The 16118-nt window shown below is 72.9% G+C and carries 12 protein-coding genes; 5 read left to right on the forward strand and 7 right to left on the reverse strand.

Annotated elements, in window-relative coordinates:
* Nucleotides 1-1241 precede the first annotated feature (1241 nt).
* The 4 genes from V5F49_RS12595 to V5F49_RS12610 form a co-directional block, all read right to left on the reverse strand.
* Entirely contained in the window at nt 1242-2099 is an 858-nt protein-coding gene (locus tag V5F49_RS12595; protein ID WP_394115470.1) for a class I SAM-dependent methyltransferase, read from the reverse strand.
* A gap of 324 nt (nt 2100-2423) precedes the next feature.
* Nucleotides 2424-3464 (reverse strand): glycosyltransferase family 4 protein, encoded by a 1041-nt coding sequence (locus tag V5F49_RS12600; RefSeq protein WP_394115469.1) that lies wholly within the window; start codon nt 3462-3464, stop codon nt 2424-2426.
* Between the two features lie 9 nt (nt 3465-3473).
* Complete coding sequence (locus V5F49_RS12605) at nt 3474-3902, reverse strand: 6-pyruvoyl trahydropterin synthase family protein (protein ID WP_394115468.1); 429 nt, start codon at nt 3900-3902, stop codon at nt 3474-3476.
* A 30-nt stretch (nt 3903-3932) separates the two neighbouring features.
* Nucleotides 3933-4937 (reverse strand): zinc-dependent alcohol dehydrogenase, encoded by a 1005-nt coding sequence (locus tag V5F49_RS12610; RefSeq protein ID WP_394115467.1) that lies wholly within the window; start codon nt 4935-4937, stop codon nt 3933-3935.
* 146 nt (nt 4938-5083) lie between these two features.
* On the opposite strand from V5F49_RS12610, the gene mdoH reads away from it, so the two are divergent.
* Nucleotides 5084-6841, forward strand: a complete 1758-nt coding sequence (gene mdoH, locus V5F49_RS12615; RefSeq protein WP_509210680.1) for a glucans biosynthesis glucosyltransferase MdoH — start codon at nt 5084-5086, stop codon at nt 6839-6841.
* A gap of 583 nt (nt 6842-7424) precedes the next feature.
* Here the strand turns inward: mdoH and V5F49_RS12620 are convergent.
* Nucleotides 7425-9932: a carbohydrate-binding family V/XII gene (locus V5F49_RS12620; RefSeq protein ID WP_394115465.1), complete on the reverse strand. Its 2508-nt coding sequence runs from the start codon at nt 9930-9932 to the stop codon at nt 7425-7427.
* Between the two features lie 95 nt (nt 9933-10027).
* Nucleotides 10028-10282 (reverse strand): hypothetical protein, encoded by a 255-nt coding sequence (locus V5F49_RS12625; protein WP_394115464.1) that lies wholly within the window; start codon nt 10280-10282, stop codon nt 10028-10030.
* A gap of 429 nt (nt 10283-10711) precedes the next feature.
* On the opposite strand from V5F49_RS12625, the gene aqpZ reads away from it, so the two are divergent.
* On the forward strand, nt 10712-11401 hold the full coding sequence (aqpZ, locus tag V5F49_RS12630) for an aquaporin Z (RefSeq protein WP_394115463.1): 690 nt from the start codon (nt 10712-10714) through the stop codon (nt 11399-11401).
* A 137-nt stretch (nt 11402-11538) separates the two neighbouring features.
* On the opposite strand, the gene V5F49_RS12635 is transcribed toward aqpZ, so the two are convergent.
* Nucleotides 11539-13044, reverse strand: coding sequence for a catalase (locus tag V5F49_RS12635; RefSeq protein ID WP_394115462.1), 1506 nt, complete (start codon nt 13042-13044; stop codon nt 11539-11541).
* A gap of 305 nt (nt 13045-13349) precedes the next feature.
* On the opposite strand from V5F49_RS12635, the gene V5F49_RS12640 reads away from it, so the two are divergent.
* From V5F49_RS12640 to purN, 3 genes are all read left to right on the forward strand, one after another.
* Complete coding sequence (locus tag V5F49_RS12640; RefSeq protein WP_394115461.1) at nt 13350-14243, forward strand: hydrogen peroxide-inducible genes activator; 894 nt, start codon at nt 13350-13352, stop codon at nt 14241-14243.
* 64 nt (nt 14244-14307) lie between these two features.
* On the forward strand, nt 14308-15393 hold the full coding sequence (gene purM, locus V5F49_RS12645) for a phosphoribosylformylglycinamidine cyclo-ligase (protein WP_394115460.1): 1086 nt from the start codon (nt 14308-14310) through the stop codon (nt 15391-15393).
* Entirely contained in the window at nt 15390-16058 is a 669-nt protein-coding gene (gene purN, locus V5F49_RS12650; RefSeq protein ID WP_394115459.1) for a phosphoribosylglycinamide formyltransferase, read from the forward strand. Before purM ends, purN begins: the two co-directional genes overlap by 4 nt.
* Nucleotides 16059-16118 lie beyond the last annotated feature (60 nt).

Consider the following 16118-nt stretch of genomic DNA (forward strand, 5'->3'; position numbering starts at 1 on the left):
CATGCGCGGGCGGGAGGGCAGGGAAACTGACGTGCCGTGTTGGCCAGGCTCGCCCGGGCCGCGCCTGCGCCTGCGCGGGAGGTGGGGAGGCCGGGGAGTGATCGCCCGTCCCGGCCCCGACCGGGCATCGCCCCGCGCGCGGGGCGCGCGGCAACGGTACGGCAAGGGCACGGAGGGCAAGGGCACAGAGGGAACGCCGCAGCCATCGGCGCGCTCCGCATCGGGGAGTGCGTGCCGGTCCGCGGGCAGAGGCTGGTCCCGGCGTCTGCGCGGGCTGCCCCTTCCGGTGCCGCCGTGCGGTTCCCCGCCGGCCCGGCAGTGCCGACTTGGACGCCGCACCGGACGCGGCTTGACACGGTGGTGCGCCGCTCCCCGGCGGGGGTGGTGGAAAGATGACCGGCTTCAAGCCGGCCTGGCTCCGGATGGCGGCGCGCAGCGCGTCGCAAACGCGCCCATGCCGATCCTGGCCAGCGACCACACGGCCGGGCGGGCATGTGCCGAGGCCGGTGCGCCTGCGCCGTTCCACCGTGGCCGGGAGATTGCCCTCGCTCGCTTGATGCCACCGTCGCCGTTGCGCTTTTGTACGGCGAGGCAGCCGGTACATCGTCCCACCGCTGCCGGGCCCCCCGGGCGGGGACGGGACAATGAGGTCCGCGTCGCTGAACGCGCCATCGGGATGCCGGGCCGCCTGAGCCGAGGGCGGTGCGCATTCGCCGTTCCACGGCAGCCGGAGTCTGCGTCCGCTCCCGCTCGATGCCACCGGCGCTGTCGCGCCTTCGGCATGCGAGGCAGCCCGCCTGTCATCCGCTGCGGTCCGGCCTCCCCCTGGGCAGGGGCGGGGCAATGAGATCCACGCGGCTGAACGCGCCCTCGGGTTTGTCCGGGCGCGCGTGCCGAGGGCGGCGCGCTTCACCCGTTCCACCGCGTCGGGAGACTGCCCCTGCGCCCGCCGGATGCCGCCGGCTCGCCGCGCCTTCGGCCGACGAGGGAGCGCGCCTGTCGCCCCGCCGTGGTTCCGCCTCCGGGGCGGGGCAATGAGACCCACGCGGCTGAACGCGCCCTCGGGTTTGTCCGGGCGCGCGCCTGCCGAGGGCGGCGCGCCTGCGCCGCTCCACCGCGCCGGCCGGGACCGCCAACGCGCTGGCGCCCGTGGCATACGAGGAGCCCGCGCGCCGCGTGCCGTCGGAGGGGATGACCTGATCGCCGGCACCGCCGAACCGGATCCCCGGCCGCCGCCGCTCTCAGCGCGGCAGGGCGAGCAGATCCCTGTGGCCGATGATGCAGGAGGCCGCCTCGACCCGCGCCAGCGCCCAGGCATGGGCGGTGGCGGCGTCCACCTGTCCGCTCTCCGCTGCCGCTCCGGCGGTGCCTTCGGCGAGGCGGGCGATGAGGGTGCGGTCATCGGGGCCGAGGCGCCATGGGCTCGGCGCCGTCTCCACCCTGAAGCCGGCATCGGCGAGCGCCGCCGCGAGCGCGTCCGTCGCGTCCGGTCCTGCGGCGGGGCCGAAGCCCTTGTCGGTGCCCTGATGGGCGTGGAAGCCGGCGGCGATGGCGGCATCGTCCGGGTGCGGCGGGCTCCACGCATCGCCCCCGTCGCAGGTGAGCGCGGTGTGAAGCGCGATGCCGCAGCGCCCGAGCGCGCGGGCGAGGCGCCCGCACCACGCCGCCGAGACGAGATCGTAGAAGGCGGACGCCGTGACCAGGCGGGGCGCGAAGGCGAGCGGCGCGGCGGGGTCCACGGCGAGGTCGGCGATGGCGAAATCCACCCGGACCTCGCGCGCGCCGAGGGCCAGCACGAGGCTGTCGCCCTCCTCGCGCCAGCGGTCGGCGAAGGCCTTCAGCCGGGCCCGCGCGGCGTCGGCGAGGGTGCTGTCGTGGTCGAGCAGCGTCCAGTGCTGGCGCATGCCGAGGCGCGGGGCGAGGGCGCGCAGGTTCGATCCGGTGCCGGCGCCGAGATCGACGATGCGCTGCGCGTCGATGTCCGCCAGATGGGCGGCGAGGCGCTGCTCGATCGCGGCGCTGCGGGCGCGGTGGTCGGCCGGCTCGCGCAGGGCCAGCCAGTCGTCCGAGAACAGGGCGGCGGGGACGGCGTCGGTCATCATCGGGCTGACCTATGCGGCAGGGGCCGGCGGGCGACGGCGGCGCGCGCCCGCCGTCGCGCCGGCCCGGCAAGGAGGAGATCCGCGGTGCCGGCGAGGGCAGGGCGCGCGGTCATGGCGTCGCTTCTCCGGGGGCGGCGCCGGCGCCGTTCGGCTGGCGCCGCTCGGTGATCGGCCACTCCGGCCACTCCAGTCGGCGCGGATGGCCGGTGTCGCGGGCTGCGGCGCTCCGGCCGGCGTGGGCCCGCGCGCTGGCCGCGTCGGCTTGCGGCCTGCGCCGGCAAAATCGCGGATGCGGGCGAAGCGCCGGCGCGTCGGGCGCTCTCATGCGGCCGCCTCCGTCAGCACCCGTGCGATGACGGCAGCGGTGTCGCACCAAGCGGGCAGGCGCTGGCCTGCGGCATAGGCGGCATCGGCCAGCACCCGGCGTCGGGCGGGATCCGTGAGGACCGTGCGCAGGGCGGCGGCGAGGGCGTCCGCGTCGCCCGGCGGCAGCTTGATGCCGGCGCCGTCCGGCACCGTCTGCGCCGCTGCCCCGCCGGTGGTGCAGATCACCGGCAGGCCGCGCCGCATGGCTTCCGCCAGCACCATGCCGTAGCCCTCGTAGAGCGAGGGATGGACGAACAGGTCCGCGTCCGCATAGGCCGCGTCCAGCTGCGCGCGATCGAGCTGGCCGAGCAGGCGGACCCTGCCGTGCGGCACAGCCGCCGCGCGGGCGGCGATGCGCTCCGCCGTCGCGGGATCGAGCGCCGGCGAGCCGACGATGGCGAGGCTGAAGGCGATGTCGGCCAGCTGCTCCACCGCCGCGAGCAGGATGTCGTAGCCCTTGCGCGGGGTCAGCGATCCCACCGCGATCAGGCGGGGCGGATCGCCGTTCGCGGCCGCGCGGGCGGCGGGCTCGGTGCCGGGGATGGCGAGGGTGAGCCGGCCCGGCGGCACGCCATAATCCGTCACCAGTGTGCGCGCGGTCTCCGGGCTCACGGTGACGACGGCGGCGCAGGCGGCCAGCGCCGCGCGCTCGCTCGCATGCAGCCGGGCCGTGTCGGCGGCGGAGAGCCCGGTCTCCAGCGCCAGCGGATGATGCACCAGCGCCACGATCCGCCGGCCAAGGCGCCTCAGGCCCTCCGCAGGCAGGGCGCCGAGGGCGAGGCCGTCGGCCAGCAGCACCGTGTCCGGCGGCGTGGTGGAGAGGCGCGCGAGGGCGTCCTCCACCTCCGTCGCCGAGGGCAGGGGGAAGGCGCCATCGAGCCGCAGCGGGGCGATGGCGTGCCCGGCGGCCCCGAGCTCGGCGATGACGCGCCGGTCATAGGCATAGCCGCCGGTCTCGGTCTCCAGCGGGCCGGGATGGACGAAGGCGACCTGCACCGGTCGCGCTCAGGACATCATCTGGAGGCCGGCGTCGGCCGCGAGGTCGGCCTCGTACCAGGCGCGCGCCACGTGGGATTCGTGCAGCGTCACGCGGATGCGGGTGAGGGCCTCGCTGCCGGCACCGAGGCTGCCCGTGCGCGCGGCCTCGGCCATGCGGTCGAACACGTGGCGGCACAGCACCTCGGTGGTGGTGTTGCGGCCGGCGAACTCGGGCAGCTCGTCGAGGTTGCGGTAGTTCAGCGGGCCGAGCACGGCTTTCAGCGCATCATGGGCGCGGCCGATGTCCACCACCACCCCCTCCTCGGTGAGATCGCGGCGGAAGAAGGCCACGTCCACCACGAAGGTCGCCCCGTGAAGCGCCTGCGCGGGCCCGAACAGGGCGCCACGGAAGCTGTGGGCGATCATGATGTGGTCCCGCACTTCCACTGCGTACATGCCTTGTCTCCTCCGGCGCGTCGGCCAAGCTCAAGTGTAGCGCACCACGGTGGCGATGCCGGGCGCGCCGTCTGCAAGGATACGCGGCAGGGCGCGCGGCAGATCGTCGAACGCCACCTCCTCGCTGATGAGGGCGTCGAGGCGCGCATCGTCCAGCAGGGCGAGCGCGGTGGCGAGGCGGCGCGCGTGGCTCCAGCGCGGCCGGCGCGCGGGGCTCACCATGCCCACCTGCGAGGAGACGATGGAAAGCCGGCGATGGTGGAAGGCGCCGCCGAGGGAGAGCTGCACGGGCCTGTCGCCGTACCAGCTCATCTCCACCACGCGCCCCTCCTCGCCGCAGCAGGCGAGCGCCGCCGCAAGCCCGGCCGAGGTGCCGCTGGTGTGGAACACCACGTCCGCATCGCGCACCGCATCCGGCGCGGTGGAGAAGGCGGCGCCGAACGCCTCGGCCAGCGGGGCGCGGGCGGGGTCCGTGTCGATGGCCGTCACCTCGGCTCCCGGCAGGCCGGCGGCAAGGCGCGTCACCAGCAGGCCCACCAGCCCGGCGCCGATGACGGCGATGCGGTCGCCCGGGCCTGCGCCACCGTCCCAGAGGGCGTTGAGGGCGGTTTCCATGTTGGCGGCGAGGGTTGCCCGGCGGGCGGGCACCCGCTCCGGCACCGGGACGAGGGCGTCGGCCGGCGCCAGAAAGCGGCTCTGGTGCGGGGCGAGGGCGAACACGGTCCGGCCGGCGAGGGCGGCGGGGCCGGCCTCCACCCGCCCGACGGCGCAATAGCCGTACTTCACCGGGAACGGGAAATTCCCGTCCTGCATCGGCGCGCGCATGCGGTCAGCGTGCACCGGATCGGTCAGGCCGGCGAGGACGAGACGCTCGGTGCCCCGGCTCACCGCGCTCCACAGGGTCGCCACCACCGCCTCCTCCGGGCCGGGCGGGGGCAGCGGGGCGGGGCGCAGCTCGCAGGTGCCGGGAGCCGCGTACCAGAGCGCGCGGCCGGATCCGGCATTGTGACATTCTGACGCATCCTGAGCGGACATGCCTTGGCCTTCGTATAGCGCCACGGTGGCGTTGCGGGTGGACCCCGGCGACGCGTCGAGGGCCGGAACCGGCGCGGGAGCTAGGCATGTCTTCGAGGTCCGGTCCACCCCCCGGTCAAAGCCCCGCGGCGGATCTCACGCCCGCCTTGCTCCAGCCGCTGGCCACCCTGCGCCGCCGCCGGCGCCTGATGCTGGCGGCCAACGGGGCCACGCTGGCGCTGGTGCTGGCGGGCATGGTGACGCTGGCCGCCCATGACGGCTTTTCCCCGGTGGACGGCGTGCTGCTCCTGTGCGCGCTCGCCATAACGCCGTGGAACGCCATCGGGTTCTGGAACGCGCTCGCCGGCCTCTGGCTGCTGCACGGCCGCCGGCGCGGGGTGGAGGCGGCGGCGCCCTTCCTCGCCGCGCCGGAACCGGACGGGCCGCTCACCGCGCGCACCGCCATCCTCATGACCATCCGCAACGAGGACCCGGCCCGCGCCCTCGCCCGGCTGAAGGCGGTGAAGGCCGACCTCGACGCCTCCGGCCTCGGCGGCGCGTTCGACTATCACGTGCTGTCCGACACCTCCCGACCCGAGATCGCGGCGGCGGAGGAGGCGGCCATGGCCCGCTGGCGCGCCGAGGCGGGGGCGGGGCAGCTGTTCTATCGCCGCCGGGCGCAGAACACCGATTTCAAGGCCGGCAACATCCGCGACTTCTGCCGCGCCGCCGGCGATCGCTACGATTTCATGCTGCCGCTGGATGCCGACAGCCTCATGGGCGCGCCCACCATCGTGCGCATGGCGCGGCTGATGCAGGCGCACCCGCGCCTCGGCATCCTGCAGAGCCTTGTCGTGGGCCTGCCGGCGCAGAGCGCGTTCGGCCGCATCTTCCAGTTCGGCATGCGCCACGGCATGCGCTGCTACACCCTCGGCGCCACCTGGTGGGCGGGGGAGTGCGGCCCGTTCTGGGGCCACAATGCGTTCATCCGCATCGCTCCGTTCCGCGCCGCCTGCCACCTGCCGCATCTGCCCGGCACGCCGCCGCTGGGCGGCCCCATCCTGTCGCACGATCAGGTGGAGGCGGTGCTGATGCGCCGCGCCGGCTACGAGGTGCGGGCGCTGCCGGTGGAGAGCGAGAGCTATGAGGAGAACCCGCCCGCCGCCACCGATTTCGTGGCGCGCGACCTGCGCTGGTGCCTCGGCAATCTCCAGTATCTGCGGCTGCTGGCCCAGCCGGGCCTTGCCGCCAGCCTCCTGCCCATGAGCCGCTTCCAGCTGGTGTGGGCGATCCTGATGTTCGTGACCGTGCCGGCCCATCCGCTGCTGCTGGCGGCGCTGCCGGCGGCGGCGGCCGGGGCGGCGCCGGGCTATCCGGTGGGCCTCGCCCTCGCGCTCTATGGCGGCATGATGCTGCTGGCGCTCGCTCCCAAGCTCGCCGGCGTCGCCGACGTGGCGCTGACGCGCGGCGGGGTCGCGGCCTATGGCGGGGCCGGGCGCTTCGCGCTGGCGGTGACGGTGGAGCTCGTCTTCTCCTTCCTGCTCGGCGCCATCACCGCCATGGCGGTGACGCTGGAGATGGGGCGCCTGCTGCTCGGCCGCGCCCATTCGGGCTGGCAGGCGCAGGCGCGCGACGGTCACGGCGTGTCCCTCGCCGCCGCCGCGCGCGCCTTCTGGCCGCAGACCCTGTTCGGCCTCGCGGTGACGGGCGCGCTTCTCGCGGTCGCGCCGGTGCTGGCGCTGTGGGCGGCGCCGGTGCTGGCAGGCTATGTGCTGGCCATTCCCTTCACCATCGCCACCGCCGATCCGCGCCTCGGCCGCTGGATGGTGCGCCATGGCCTGTGCGCGGTGCCCGAGGAGCTGGCGCCGACGCCGGTGCAGCAGCGGCTGGCCGGGACCGCGCCGGAGCTGCGCCGCGCCGCCTGAACGGCCGGGGTGGTGGGTCGGCTGGTTGCCGGATCGCTTTGCGGGGCAGCGGACAGGGCAGCGCGGTGCAGCCGACTGGCTCGTCCTCCGTAGCGGCAGGCCCGCGTGGCTGCGTCCCGTCCTATGGAAGGCCGGGGCTGGCGGCTGGCCGGCACCCGAAGGACCATCACCAACCGCGCGCTCCCTCTGGGCAACGGTGCTGGCATCGAACCTGCCGGGGCCGTGGCCTCGGGAGCGCTGGGTCGAGCCGCCGTCGCGGGGGACGGCGGACGCCACCGCCCCGTGTCCTCCGGAAGATCTCGGCGGCACGGCCATCGGCCTGCATCGCGCGAGAGGCGGATCGCTCTCCCGGTGCGCGGCGAGCGCCGGGCCGCAGGTGTCCCGACCGGTGCCTCGGACGCACAGGCATCAACGGCCGCGCCAACGTATTGCGCGGAAGCACGCGCGTCCTGCCGGCAGCGCCAGCATCGGTCCCGATCGCGACCGTGGGCCCGCGCCCCGCGCGTCGCCGCCCGGCCTGCCGCCGCCAAATGAAAAGGCCGGGCCCGCGGCCCGGCCTTTCCTGTTCCGTGTCGTGAGAGGCTCAGCGGCGGAAGCCGCCCCGGAAGCCGCCGCCCCCGCCGAAGCGGTCGCCACCGCCGAAGCCGCCGAAGCCGCGGTCGAAGCCGCCCGAGCCGTAGCGGTCACCGCCGAAGCGCTCGCCGCCGCCATCGCCGCCATAACGGTCGCCGCCATAGCTGGAGGTGCGCTGCTCGCCCCACGAACGGGCGCGGTTCTCCTCGTCGAGCCGGGCGGTGTCGGCGTTGCGGTCCACGTTCTGCCAGCCGGAGGGGGTGTGCTGGCTCCAGCCGGTGTCCGAGTGCTGGTAGACGTGGCCGTCGTGGTCCACCATCACGTTGCCGTTGTTCCACGCCACGCCGTTGCCGGTCTTGACGTTGCCGGCGACGCCGCGGCTGTCCACGCCGATCTTGCCGTTGGTGTCGGTGACGGCGGTCTGCGAGGCGTGGCCGGTGCCGGTGGTGGGATTGTAGCCGGTGGATTCCCGCGCGGCGGCGGCGTTGCCGGTGTAGGCATTGCCCTCCACCCCTGCGCGGGACTGGCCCCGGGCGCCCGTTTCCGGGTTGTAACGGGCGTTCTCGCGGCCGGCGGCGTAGTTGCCCGTGTAGGGGTTGAACGCCGCCGCCGAGCGGCCGGTGAAGTCGGTGCCGCGCGCTGTGGTGCCGGCCCAGTCGCGGCCCGACCATTCGGTGCCGTTCCAGGTGGTGCCCCACGCGTGGTTCACGGTGGCGGCGCCACCCCAGCGGCCATAGAGATTGGTCTGGTTGACGTTGGTGTAGCCCCAGTGGCCGCCCCACGGGCCGTAGGGGCCGTAGGGTCCATAAGGACCGTAGGGATGCCAGTAGGGACCCCACGCCGGCCACACCGCCGCGCCCCAGGTCCAGCCGGTGGCGAAGCCGAAGGCGAACCCGTCGGCCACGCCGAGCGCGAAGCCCGCGCCGAGGCCGTAGGTGACCGGGCAGGAGAACCAGTAGGTGCCCACATAGCCCGGGCAGGAATAGCCGGTGCCGTAGACCACCGTGCCGCCCGGCGCCACCACGACGCCCATGTAGCCCGGCGTATAGCCCACCACCACCGCATCCGGCGTGGAGCCGTAGATGCGCACGTAGGTGACGTAGTGCAGCGGCGAGGAGACCGGGATGGTGTAGATCACGTCCGGCACCACGTCGGCCACGCGCCAGGCGCCGGCGGGGGTCTCCGCCACGAACCAGGTGCCGTTGTTGACCGCGTAATAGCGCTGGGAATCCAGCCGGATCACCGGGGTCGGCGTGTTCACCGCATAGGCGAGCGCGGTGCCGGCGATGGGCTCGAAGCGCGGCGCGCCGTCATAGGCCACCTTCAGCTCCGCCGTGCGCTTGACGGTGGCGGTCTGCGGGATGGTGGCGGCGATGGCCGCCTCCTTGGCCTGCGGCGTGCCGGCCACCGAGACCAGCACGTTGGCCTTGGGGTCCTGCGGCGGGATCTTGGCGAAGTCCTTCGGCAGCGCGTTGCTGGCGGTGAAGGCCCACGGACCCTTCAGGTCCGGCGCCCGGAACCAGCGGCCGGAGATGAGCACGTAATAGGTGTTGGAGGTGGTCTCCATGAACACCGCATGGTCGGCGTTGTTCATGGACAGCAGGTTGGTGCCCGGCACCGGCAGCATCTGCGGCTGGCCCTCGGTCTGGATCAGCTCGGTGGGCTGGGTCGCGACCACGATGGCAGGGGCGGGATTGATGGGCTTGCCCTTGGCGTCCAGCAGCGGGTCGGCCGGGATCTCCTGCGCCGCGGCCTTACCGGCGGAGGCGAGGGCGTCCGACACCTGCGGCGTCACGAACCACGGGCCGGCGATGTTCGGCGTCTCGTACCAGTGGCCGGCGGCCTCGAGGTGATAGGTGCCGGTCTCGTCCACCAGCAGCAGCGGACGGGTGTTCACCACCCGCTGGAAGCCGGTGACGCCGGTGATGGGCCGCAGCGCCGGCGTGCCGGCCACCGGCACCAGCACGGTGGTGGTGGTGGCGAACAGGATCTGCGGCGGGGTGTTGTCCACCGGCTGGGTCTTCAGCTTCGCCAGCTCCTGGTTGACGGCGTAGCTGGCCTGCAGCTGGTCGAGCGGCACGGTCATGCCGTCGGCGGGCAGGCGGGACTGGAGGGTGGAGCGGATCAGCGCGGCCTTGGCCGGCTCGGTCGGCACCTCCACCCCCTCGATGGAGATGGTGGCGAGGTGGACGAGCCCCGCCGGCTTGTCGATGGCGACGCGGGTGGAGAACCGCACCATGCCGTAGGTGGGCGTGCCCGACTTGGGGCCGATGGCCACCGCGGCGCGGCCGGACATCTGGTCGCCTTCCCAGCTGTCGACCTGCGGCTGGTAGAGCTGCAGCAGCTGGTCGCCTTCGAGCGGGAAGTCGCGCGGCCAGGTGGGGGGCGCCGCGGTTTCCGCCTGGGGCCCTGCGGCCTGCGCCGCCGGGGGCGGCTGCTGCGCATGGACAGCCGGGGCGAACAGCAGCGCCACCGCAGCAAGAACGGCCGCCGGGGCGCCGGTGCGAAGTCGCATCATGAGAATCCTCCCTGCCCGCTCGCGGGCCGGCGCAGGACTATCATGTTCGCGGCCAAGCGTCAGCTTCGCGGCCAAGCGTCAGCGCCACCGATGGGTCAGCCGGCGGAGCAGTCGCGCTGCCACTTCAGGCGCGGGCCGTCCCAGCCGAGGGAGAAGCTGCGCCGGGCCGGGCAGGGCGTGCCGGCCGGCAGGGAGGAAACGGCGCGGCCGCCGGTCCACTGGTAGGGCGCGCGCACGCTCTCGGATGCGGCGGGGGCGATGGTGGGGAAGGCGCGCACAAGATCGCCGCCGAACAGGCTTCCGGCGATGAGGGTGGCCCCGGCCATGGCGAGGATGGTGGACGTTTTCATGATCGGTCTCGAACGCTGGAGGCATCCTGCTGTCGAATTAGAACGCGCGGGGCGGCCGCGTCGTCCCCTCAACGGAGGATGAATTTTCCCTTAAGCCTACGCCCCTATGTACGGCGGGCTTGCTGAACCGCACGCCATGAAGGCGGTCAGCAGCCGTTCATCTTTTCGCGAGGCGCGTCACCCTTCCTATAATACCGCCAAACCGCGCGCGGCGGTGGAGGGAGGCGCCCGCAGCGGCAGATGAGGCTTGACCCTCGCCCTCCTGCAGCCTGTGCTTGCATCGGCTGGGCGTCCCTCAGGGATGGGCGCTGCCGGGGCCGGATCCGACCGGGGCCGTACGGCCGGGTCGGCGAATCCGTCCCCCATGCTGGGCAGGGGTGAGGGCCGGTCGCCAGGCGCGGCGGGCCGTCGCTCCCGGGAGGAAGCGGAATGAAGACGTTCGTCGCCGAGTTCATCGGCACCGCGGTGCTGGTGCTGTTCGGGTGCGGGTCGGCGGTGCTCACGGGCTACGGCTCGGCGCCGATCGGCATGCTGGCCATCGCCTTCGCGTTCGGCCTCGCGGTGACCTCCATGGCCTACGGCATCGGCCACGTCTCCGGCTGCCACATCAATCCGGCGGTGACGCTCGGCGTATGGGCCGCCGGCCGCCTGCCCACCGCCTCCCTGCCGCTCTACTGGGCCGCGCAGGTGCTCGGCGGCATCGCCGGCGCCGCCATCCTGTACGTGATCGCCTCCGGCAAGCTCGCGGGCTTCGACGTGGGCACCGCCGGCCTCGGCCAGAACGGCTGGGGCGAGGGTTATATCGGCGGCTACGGCCTCGGCGCGGCCGTGATGGCCGAGCTGGTGGGCACCTTCGTGTTCCTGGTGGTGATTCTCGGCTCCACCTCGAAGGCCGGCATCACCCAGGCAGCGGGCCTCGCCATCGGCCTGTCGCTGGTGATGATCCACATCGTCTTCATCCCGGTCACCGGCGTGTCGGTGAACCCGGCCCGCTCCATCGGCCCGGCCCTGTTCGCCGGCGGCAAGGCGCTCTCGCAGCTCTGGCTGTTCATCCTGGTGCCGCTGGTGGGCGCGTTCCTCGCCGGCCTGCTGTTCCGCCTGAAGGTGCTCGAGGACTGATACCTCCCGCCTCCGGCAGGAGCTGAAAAAAGGGGGCGCGCCGGGATGCCGGTGCGCCCCCTTTCCTGATGCCGGCGCGCCGGGGCCATGCCCGGCGCGCCGTCATCCCCCGCCTCGGGCGACAGGTCGCCGCCGCCTCACTCGGCGGCGAACGGCCCTGCCGGGTTCTTCTGCTGCTGCGCGGTCTCGGCGGCCTTGGCCAGCGTCATGTGCTCCAGCGCCGCCTTCACGCCCGCCCCGTATTCCGGGTGGACCTGCGCGAACAGGGCGATCTGGCGGTCCGCGATGGCCTGCGGAATGCCGTACATGGCCTCAGCGAGGTTGGTGAACAGGCGCGCGCGCTGGCCGGCATCGAACAGCTCGAACAGGGCGCGCGGCTGGGAGAAGTCGTCGTTGCCGACGCGATGGTTGTAGCGCTGGCCGTCACCCGAGATCTTCAGCGGCGGCTCGGCGTACTTGGCATCCTCGGCGGCGCCGTTGAAGGAGTTGGGCTCGTAATAGGCGTCGGTGCTCCCCGTCAGCTGCGGGAAGAAGCGCATGGCGCCGTCCTTGTGATAGTGGTGCACCGGGCACTTGGCGGCGTTCACCGGCAGGTGCTCGTAATGGGTGCCGAGCCGGTAGCGATGGGCATCGGCATAGGAGAAGATGCGCGCCTGCAGCATCTTGTCCGGCGAGAAGGAGATGCCGGGCACGATGTTGGACGGCGAGAACGCCGCCTGCTCGATCTCCGCGAAGTAATTCTCCGGGTTGCGGTTCAGCTCCAGGATGCCGAGGTCGATGGGCGGATAGTCCGCGTGCGGCCACACCTTGGTGAGGTCGAACGGATTGTAGGGGGTCTTCTCCGCATCCAGCTCCGGCATGATCTGCACCTGCATCTTCCAGCGCGGGAAGTCGCCGGCCTCGATGGCGGTGAACAGGTCTTCCTGCGTGGTCTCGCGGCTGCGGCCCACCACCTCGCTGGCCTCGCCGTTGGTCCAGTGCCTGTGGCCCTGCTGGGTCTTGAAATGGAACTTCACCCAGAACCGCTCGCCGGCGCCGTTGATGAAGGAATAGGTGTGCGAGCCGTAGCCGTTCATGTTCCGCACGCCCACCGGCAGGCCGCGGTCGGAGAACAGGATGGTCACCTGATGCAGGCTCTCCGGCGAGAGCGACCAGAAGTCCCACATGGCGGTGGGCGAGCGCATGTTGGTCTTGGGGTGGCGCTTCTGGGTGTGGATGAAATCCGGGAACTTGTAGGGGTCACGCACGAAGAACACCGGCGTGTTGTTGCCCACGAGGTCCCAGTTGCCTTCCGGCGTGTAGAACTTGAGGGCGAAGCCGCGCACGTCGCGCTCGGCATCCGCCGCGCCGAGCTCGCCGGCCACGGTGGAGAAGCGCGCCAGCATCGGCGTCTCGGCGCCGGGCTGGAGCGCCTTGGCCTTGGTGTACTTGGAGATGTCGCCGGTGATCTTCAGGGTGCCGTAGGCGCCCCAGCCCTTGGCGTGCACCACCCGCTCGGGAATGCGCTCGCGGTTCTGGTGGGCGAGCTTCTCGATCAGCTGGTAGTCCTGCATCAGCACCGGGCCGTGCGGGCCGGCGGTGAGGGAGTTCTGGTTGTCGGCGATGGGGTTGCCGGCGGTGGTGGTGAGGGTGGGTCGCGTCATGAATGGGCTCCCTGTACCGTCTCTGGTCTCGCTGGGGCGCGCCCGTCCGGTGATGCTCGTCCGGGCGGCCGCGGATGCTCGTGCCAATGTCCTGCCGTGGCCGGTGGTGCGCCACGGAACACGCCGAGGGTCGCACCCGGCGCCGCGCCGGTCTTGCACCCGAAGACCGCGGTCTTGAACGTGCGGGCGTCGGCGCGCGCCGTCCGTCCCGTTGGGCCCGCGCTCGACGTTGGCGCAGCATGAGCGGGGCCAGCGATAAGGGCAAATCATATTGCTTGGCGCATTCGATCAGATAAAATTATCGAATGCTCTCCACCCGCCAGCTCCGCTATTTCGAGGCTTTGTCCCGCCACCGCCATTTCGGCCGCGCGGCGGAGGAATGCGCCGTCACCCAGCCCGCCCTCTCCATGCAGATCCGCGAGATGGAGGCGCTGCTCGGCGTCCGCCTGCTGGAGCGCGGGCGCGGCGGGGTCCGCCTCACCCCGGTGGGCGAGGAGGCGGCGACGCGGGCGCGCGGCGTGCTGGCGGCGCTCGCCGACATGGAGCGCACGCTGCGCGATCACGGCAGCCTGCTGGAGGGCCGGCTGCGGCTGGGCGTCATCCCTTCCATCGCGCCCTATCTGCTGCCGCGCCTCCTGCCGGAGATGGGCCGGCGCCATCCCGGTCTGGAGATCGCCCTGCGCGAGAGCCAGACCGCGCAGCTCGTGTCCGAGCTGGCTCATGGCGAGCTCGACCTCGTGGTGCTCAGCCTGCCGGTGGAGCATCCGGACATCGAGGTGATGGCGCTGTTCGAGGACCCGTTCGTGCTGGCGGTGCCGGAGACCTCGCCGGAGGTGGCGGCCACCGCTTCTCCCGAGGCCATCCGCGCCGAGGACCTGCTGCTGCTGGAGGACGGCCACTGCTTCCGCGACCAGGCGCTCAGCGTCTGCCGCACGGTGGACGGCAACCGCCTGCGGCGCTTCGGCGCCTCCAGCCTGTCCACGCTGGTGCAGCTGGTGGCCAACGGGCAGGGCGTGACCCTGCTGCCGCAGATGTACGTGGCCCAGGAGGGCGGGCGCATCCCGCGGGTGCGGCTGCTGGCGTTTCCCGATCCCGTCCCGGCGCGCACGGTGGGCCTTGCCTTCCGCCGCACCCTGCCGCGCCGCGACGACGTGGAGGCGGTGGCCGCCATGGTGCGCGCCTGCCGTCCCGGGGCATGATGCGCCTCGCCGCCTTGCTTTGCCCGGCATTCGCAGCTAAGCCGCGCGCTGGAACGAGGACCCAATGGCTCAGGACGGACTTTCCTACCGCGACGCGGGCGTCGACATCGATGCGGGCAACCGCCTCGTGGATCTCATCAAGCCGCTGGTGAAGGCCACCGCGCGTCCCGGCGCGGATGCGGACATCGGCGGCTTCGGCGGCGTGTTCGACCTGAAGGCGGCCGGCTTTCAAGACCCGCTGCTGATCGCCACCACCGACGGCGTGGGCACCAAGCTCAAGATCGCCATCGACACCGGCGTGCACGACACCATCGGCATCGATCTCGTGGCCATGTGCGTGAACGATCTGGTGGTGCAGGGCGCCGAGCCGCTGCTGTTCCTCGACTATTTCGCCACCGGCCGCCTTGCCCCGGACGTGGGCGCCCACATCGTCGCCGGCATCGCCCGCGCCTGCAAGGACGCCGGTTGCGCGCTCATCGGCGGCGAGACGGCGGAGATGCCCGGCATGTACCGGGACGGCGACTATGACCTCGCCGGCTTCTCCCTCGGCGCGGTGGAGCGCTCCGACCTCCTGCCGCGCAAGGACGTGGCGCCGGGCGACGTCATCCTCGGCCTCGCCTCGGCCGGCGTGCATTCCAACGGCTATTCGCTGGTGCGCCGCATCGTCGAGCGCTCCGGCCTGCCGTGGGACGCCGACGCCCCGTTCGCCGCCGGCCAGAGCCTCGGCGCCGCGCTGCTCACCCCGACCCGGCTCTATGTGAAGAGCGTGCTCTCGGTGATCCGCTTGACCGGCGCGGTGAAGGCGCTGGCCCACATCACCGGCGGCGGCATCACCGAGAACCTGCCCCGTGTTCTGCCCGCCGGCACGCTGGCGCGCATCGATCTGTCGAACCTCATCGTGCCGCCGGTGTTCCGCTGGCTCGCCACCACCGGTGGCGTCGCCCCGGAGGAGATGCTGCGCGCCTTCAACTGCGGCGTCGGCATGGCCGTGGTGGTGCCGGTGGAGCGGGAGGAGGAGGTGGCCGACGCCTTCGCCGACGCGGGCGAATGCGTCATCCGCCTCGGCGTGATCGAGCCCGCCTCAGGCGCGGCGCAAGGCACCGCCTACGTGGCCTATGAAGGCGCGACGGACTTCGGATTTTCGTCATGACGCTTGCTCCCGGCGCGAGCCCGCGGCGCACCGCCGTTCTCATTTCCGGGCGCGGCTCCAACATGGCGGCGCTGGTGAAGGCGGCCGAGGCGCCGGACTTCCCGGCCGAGATCGCGCTGGTGCTGTCCAACCGCGCCGATGCCGGCGGCCTCGAGTTCGCGCGCGAGCACGGCATCCCCACCATGGTGCTCAGCCATCGGGACTATGCCGACCGCCTCGCCTTCGACGCGGCGCTGGATGCGCACCTGAAGGCCGAGGGCATCGAGATCGTCTGCCTCGCCGGCTTCATGCGCCTGCTCACCCCCTGGCTGGTGGAGCGCTGGCGCAACCGCATGATCAACGTCCACCCCTCGCTGCTGCCGAGCTTCAAGGGCCTGCACACCCACGAGCGGGCGCTGGAGGCGGGGGTGCGCTTCCACGGCTGCACCGTCCATTTCGTGCGCGCCGAGATGGACGAGGGGCCGATCATCCTGCAGGCGGCGGTGCCCATCGAGACCGGCGACACGCCGGACGACCTCGCCGCCCGGGTGCTCACGCAGGAGCACATCATCTATCCCAAGGGCCTGGAGCTCCTCGCCTCGGGCCGCCTCACGGTGGCCGACGAGCGGGTGGAGATCGAAGGCGCCAAGGGCGGGCTGACGCCGCTGGTGGCGCCGGCGGTGTAGGCGGGCAGCCCCCTTCTGATTGCGCAGGTGCCGGGAAGTTCGTACACGCCCGGCGTGCGA

Origin of the sequence: Xanthobacter lutulentifluminis, assembly GCF_043194675.2 — a bacterium.
GTDB lineage: Bacteria > Pseudomonadota > Alphaproteobacteria > Rhizobiales > Xanthobacteraceae > Xanthobacter.

Coding starts and splice junctions, on each gene's coding strand:
- aqpZ (WP_394115463.1), top strand. CDS start 10,712: ATGAAGACGTTCGTCGCCGAGTTCATCGGCACCGCGGTGCTGGTGCTG.
- V5F49_RS12620 (WP_394115465.1), bottom strand. CDS start 9,932: ATGATGCGACTTCGCACCGGCGCCCCGGCGGCCGTTCTTGCTGCGGTG.
- V5F49_RS12640 (WP_394115461.1), top strand. CDS start 13,350: ATGCTCTCCACCCGCCAGCTCCGCTATTTCGAGGCTTTGTCCCGCCAC.
- V5F49_RS12610 (WP_394115467.1), bottom strand. CDS start 4,937: ATGTCCGCTCAGGATGCGTCAGAATGTCACAATGCCGGATCCGGCCGC.
- V5F49_RS12605 (WP_394115468.1), bottom strand. CDS start 3,902: ATGTACGCAGTGGAAGTGCGGGACCACATCATGATCGCCCACAGCTTC.
- V5F49_RS12625 (WP_394115464.1), bottom strand. CDS start 10,282: ATGAAAACGTCCACCATCCTCGCCATGGCCGGGGCCACCCTCATCGCC.
- purM (WP_394115460.1), top strand. CDS start 14,308: ATGGCTCAGGACGGACTTTCCTACCGCGACGCGGGCGTCGACATCGAT.
- V5F49_RS12635 (WP_394115462.1), bottom strand. CDS start 13,044: ATGACGCGACCCACCCTCACCACCACCGCCGGCAACCCCATCGCCGAC.
- V5F49_RS12595 (WP_394115470.1), bottom strand. CDS start 2,099: ATGACCGACGCCGTCCCCGCCGCCCTGTTCTCGGACGACTGGCTGGCC.
- purN (WP_394115459.1), top strand. CDS start 15,390: ATGACGCTTGCTCCCGGCGCGAGCCCGCGGCGCACCGCCGTTCTCATT.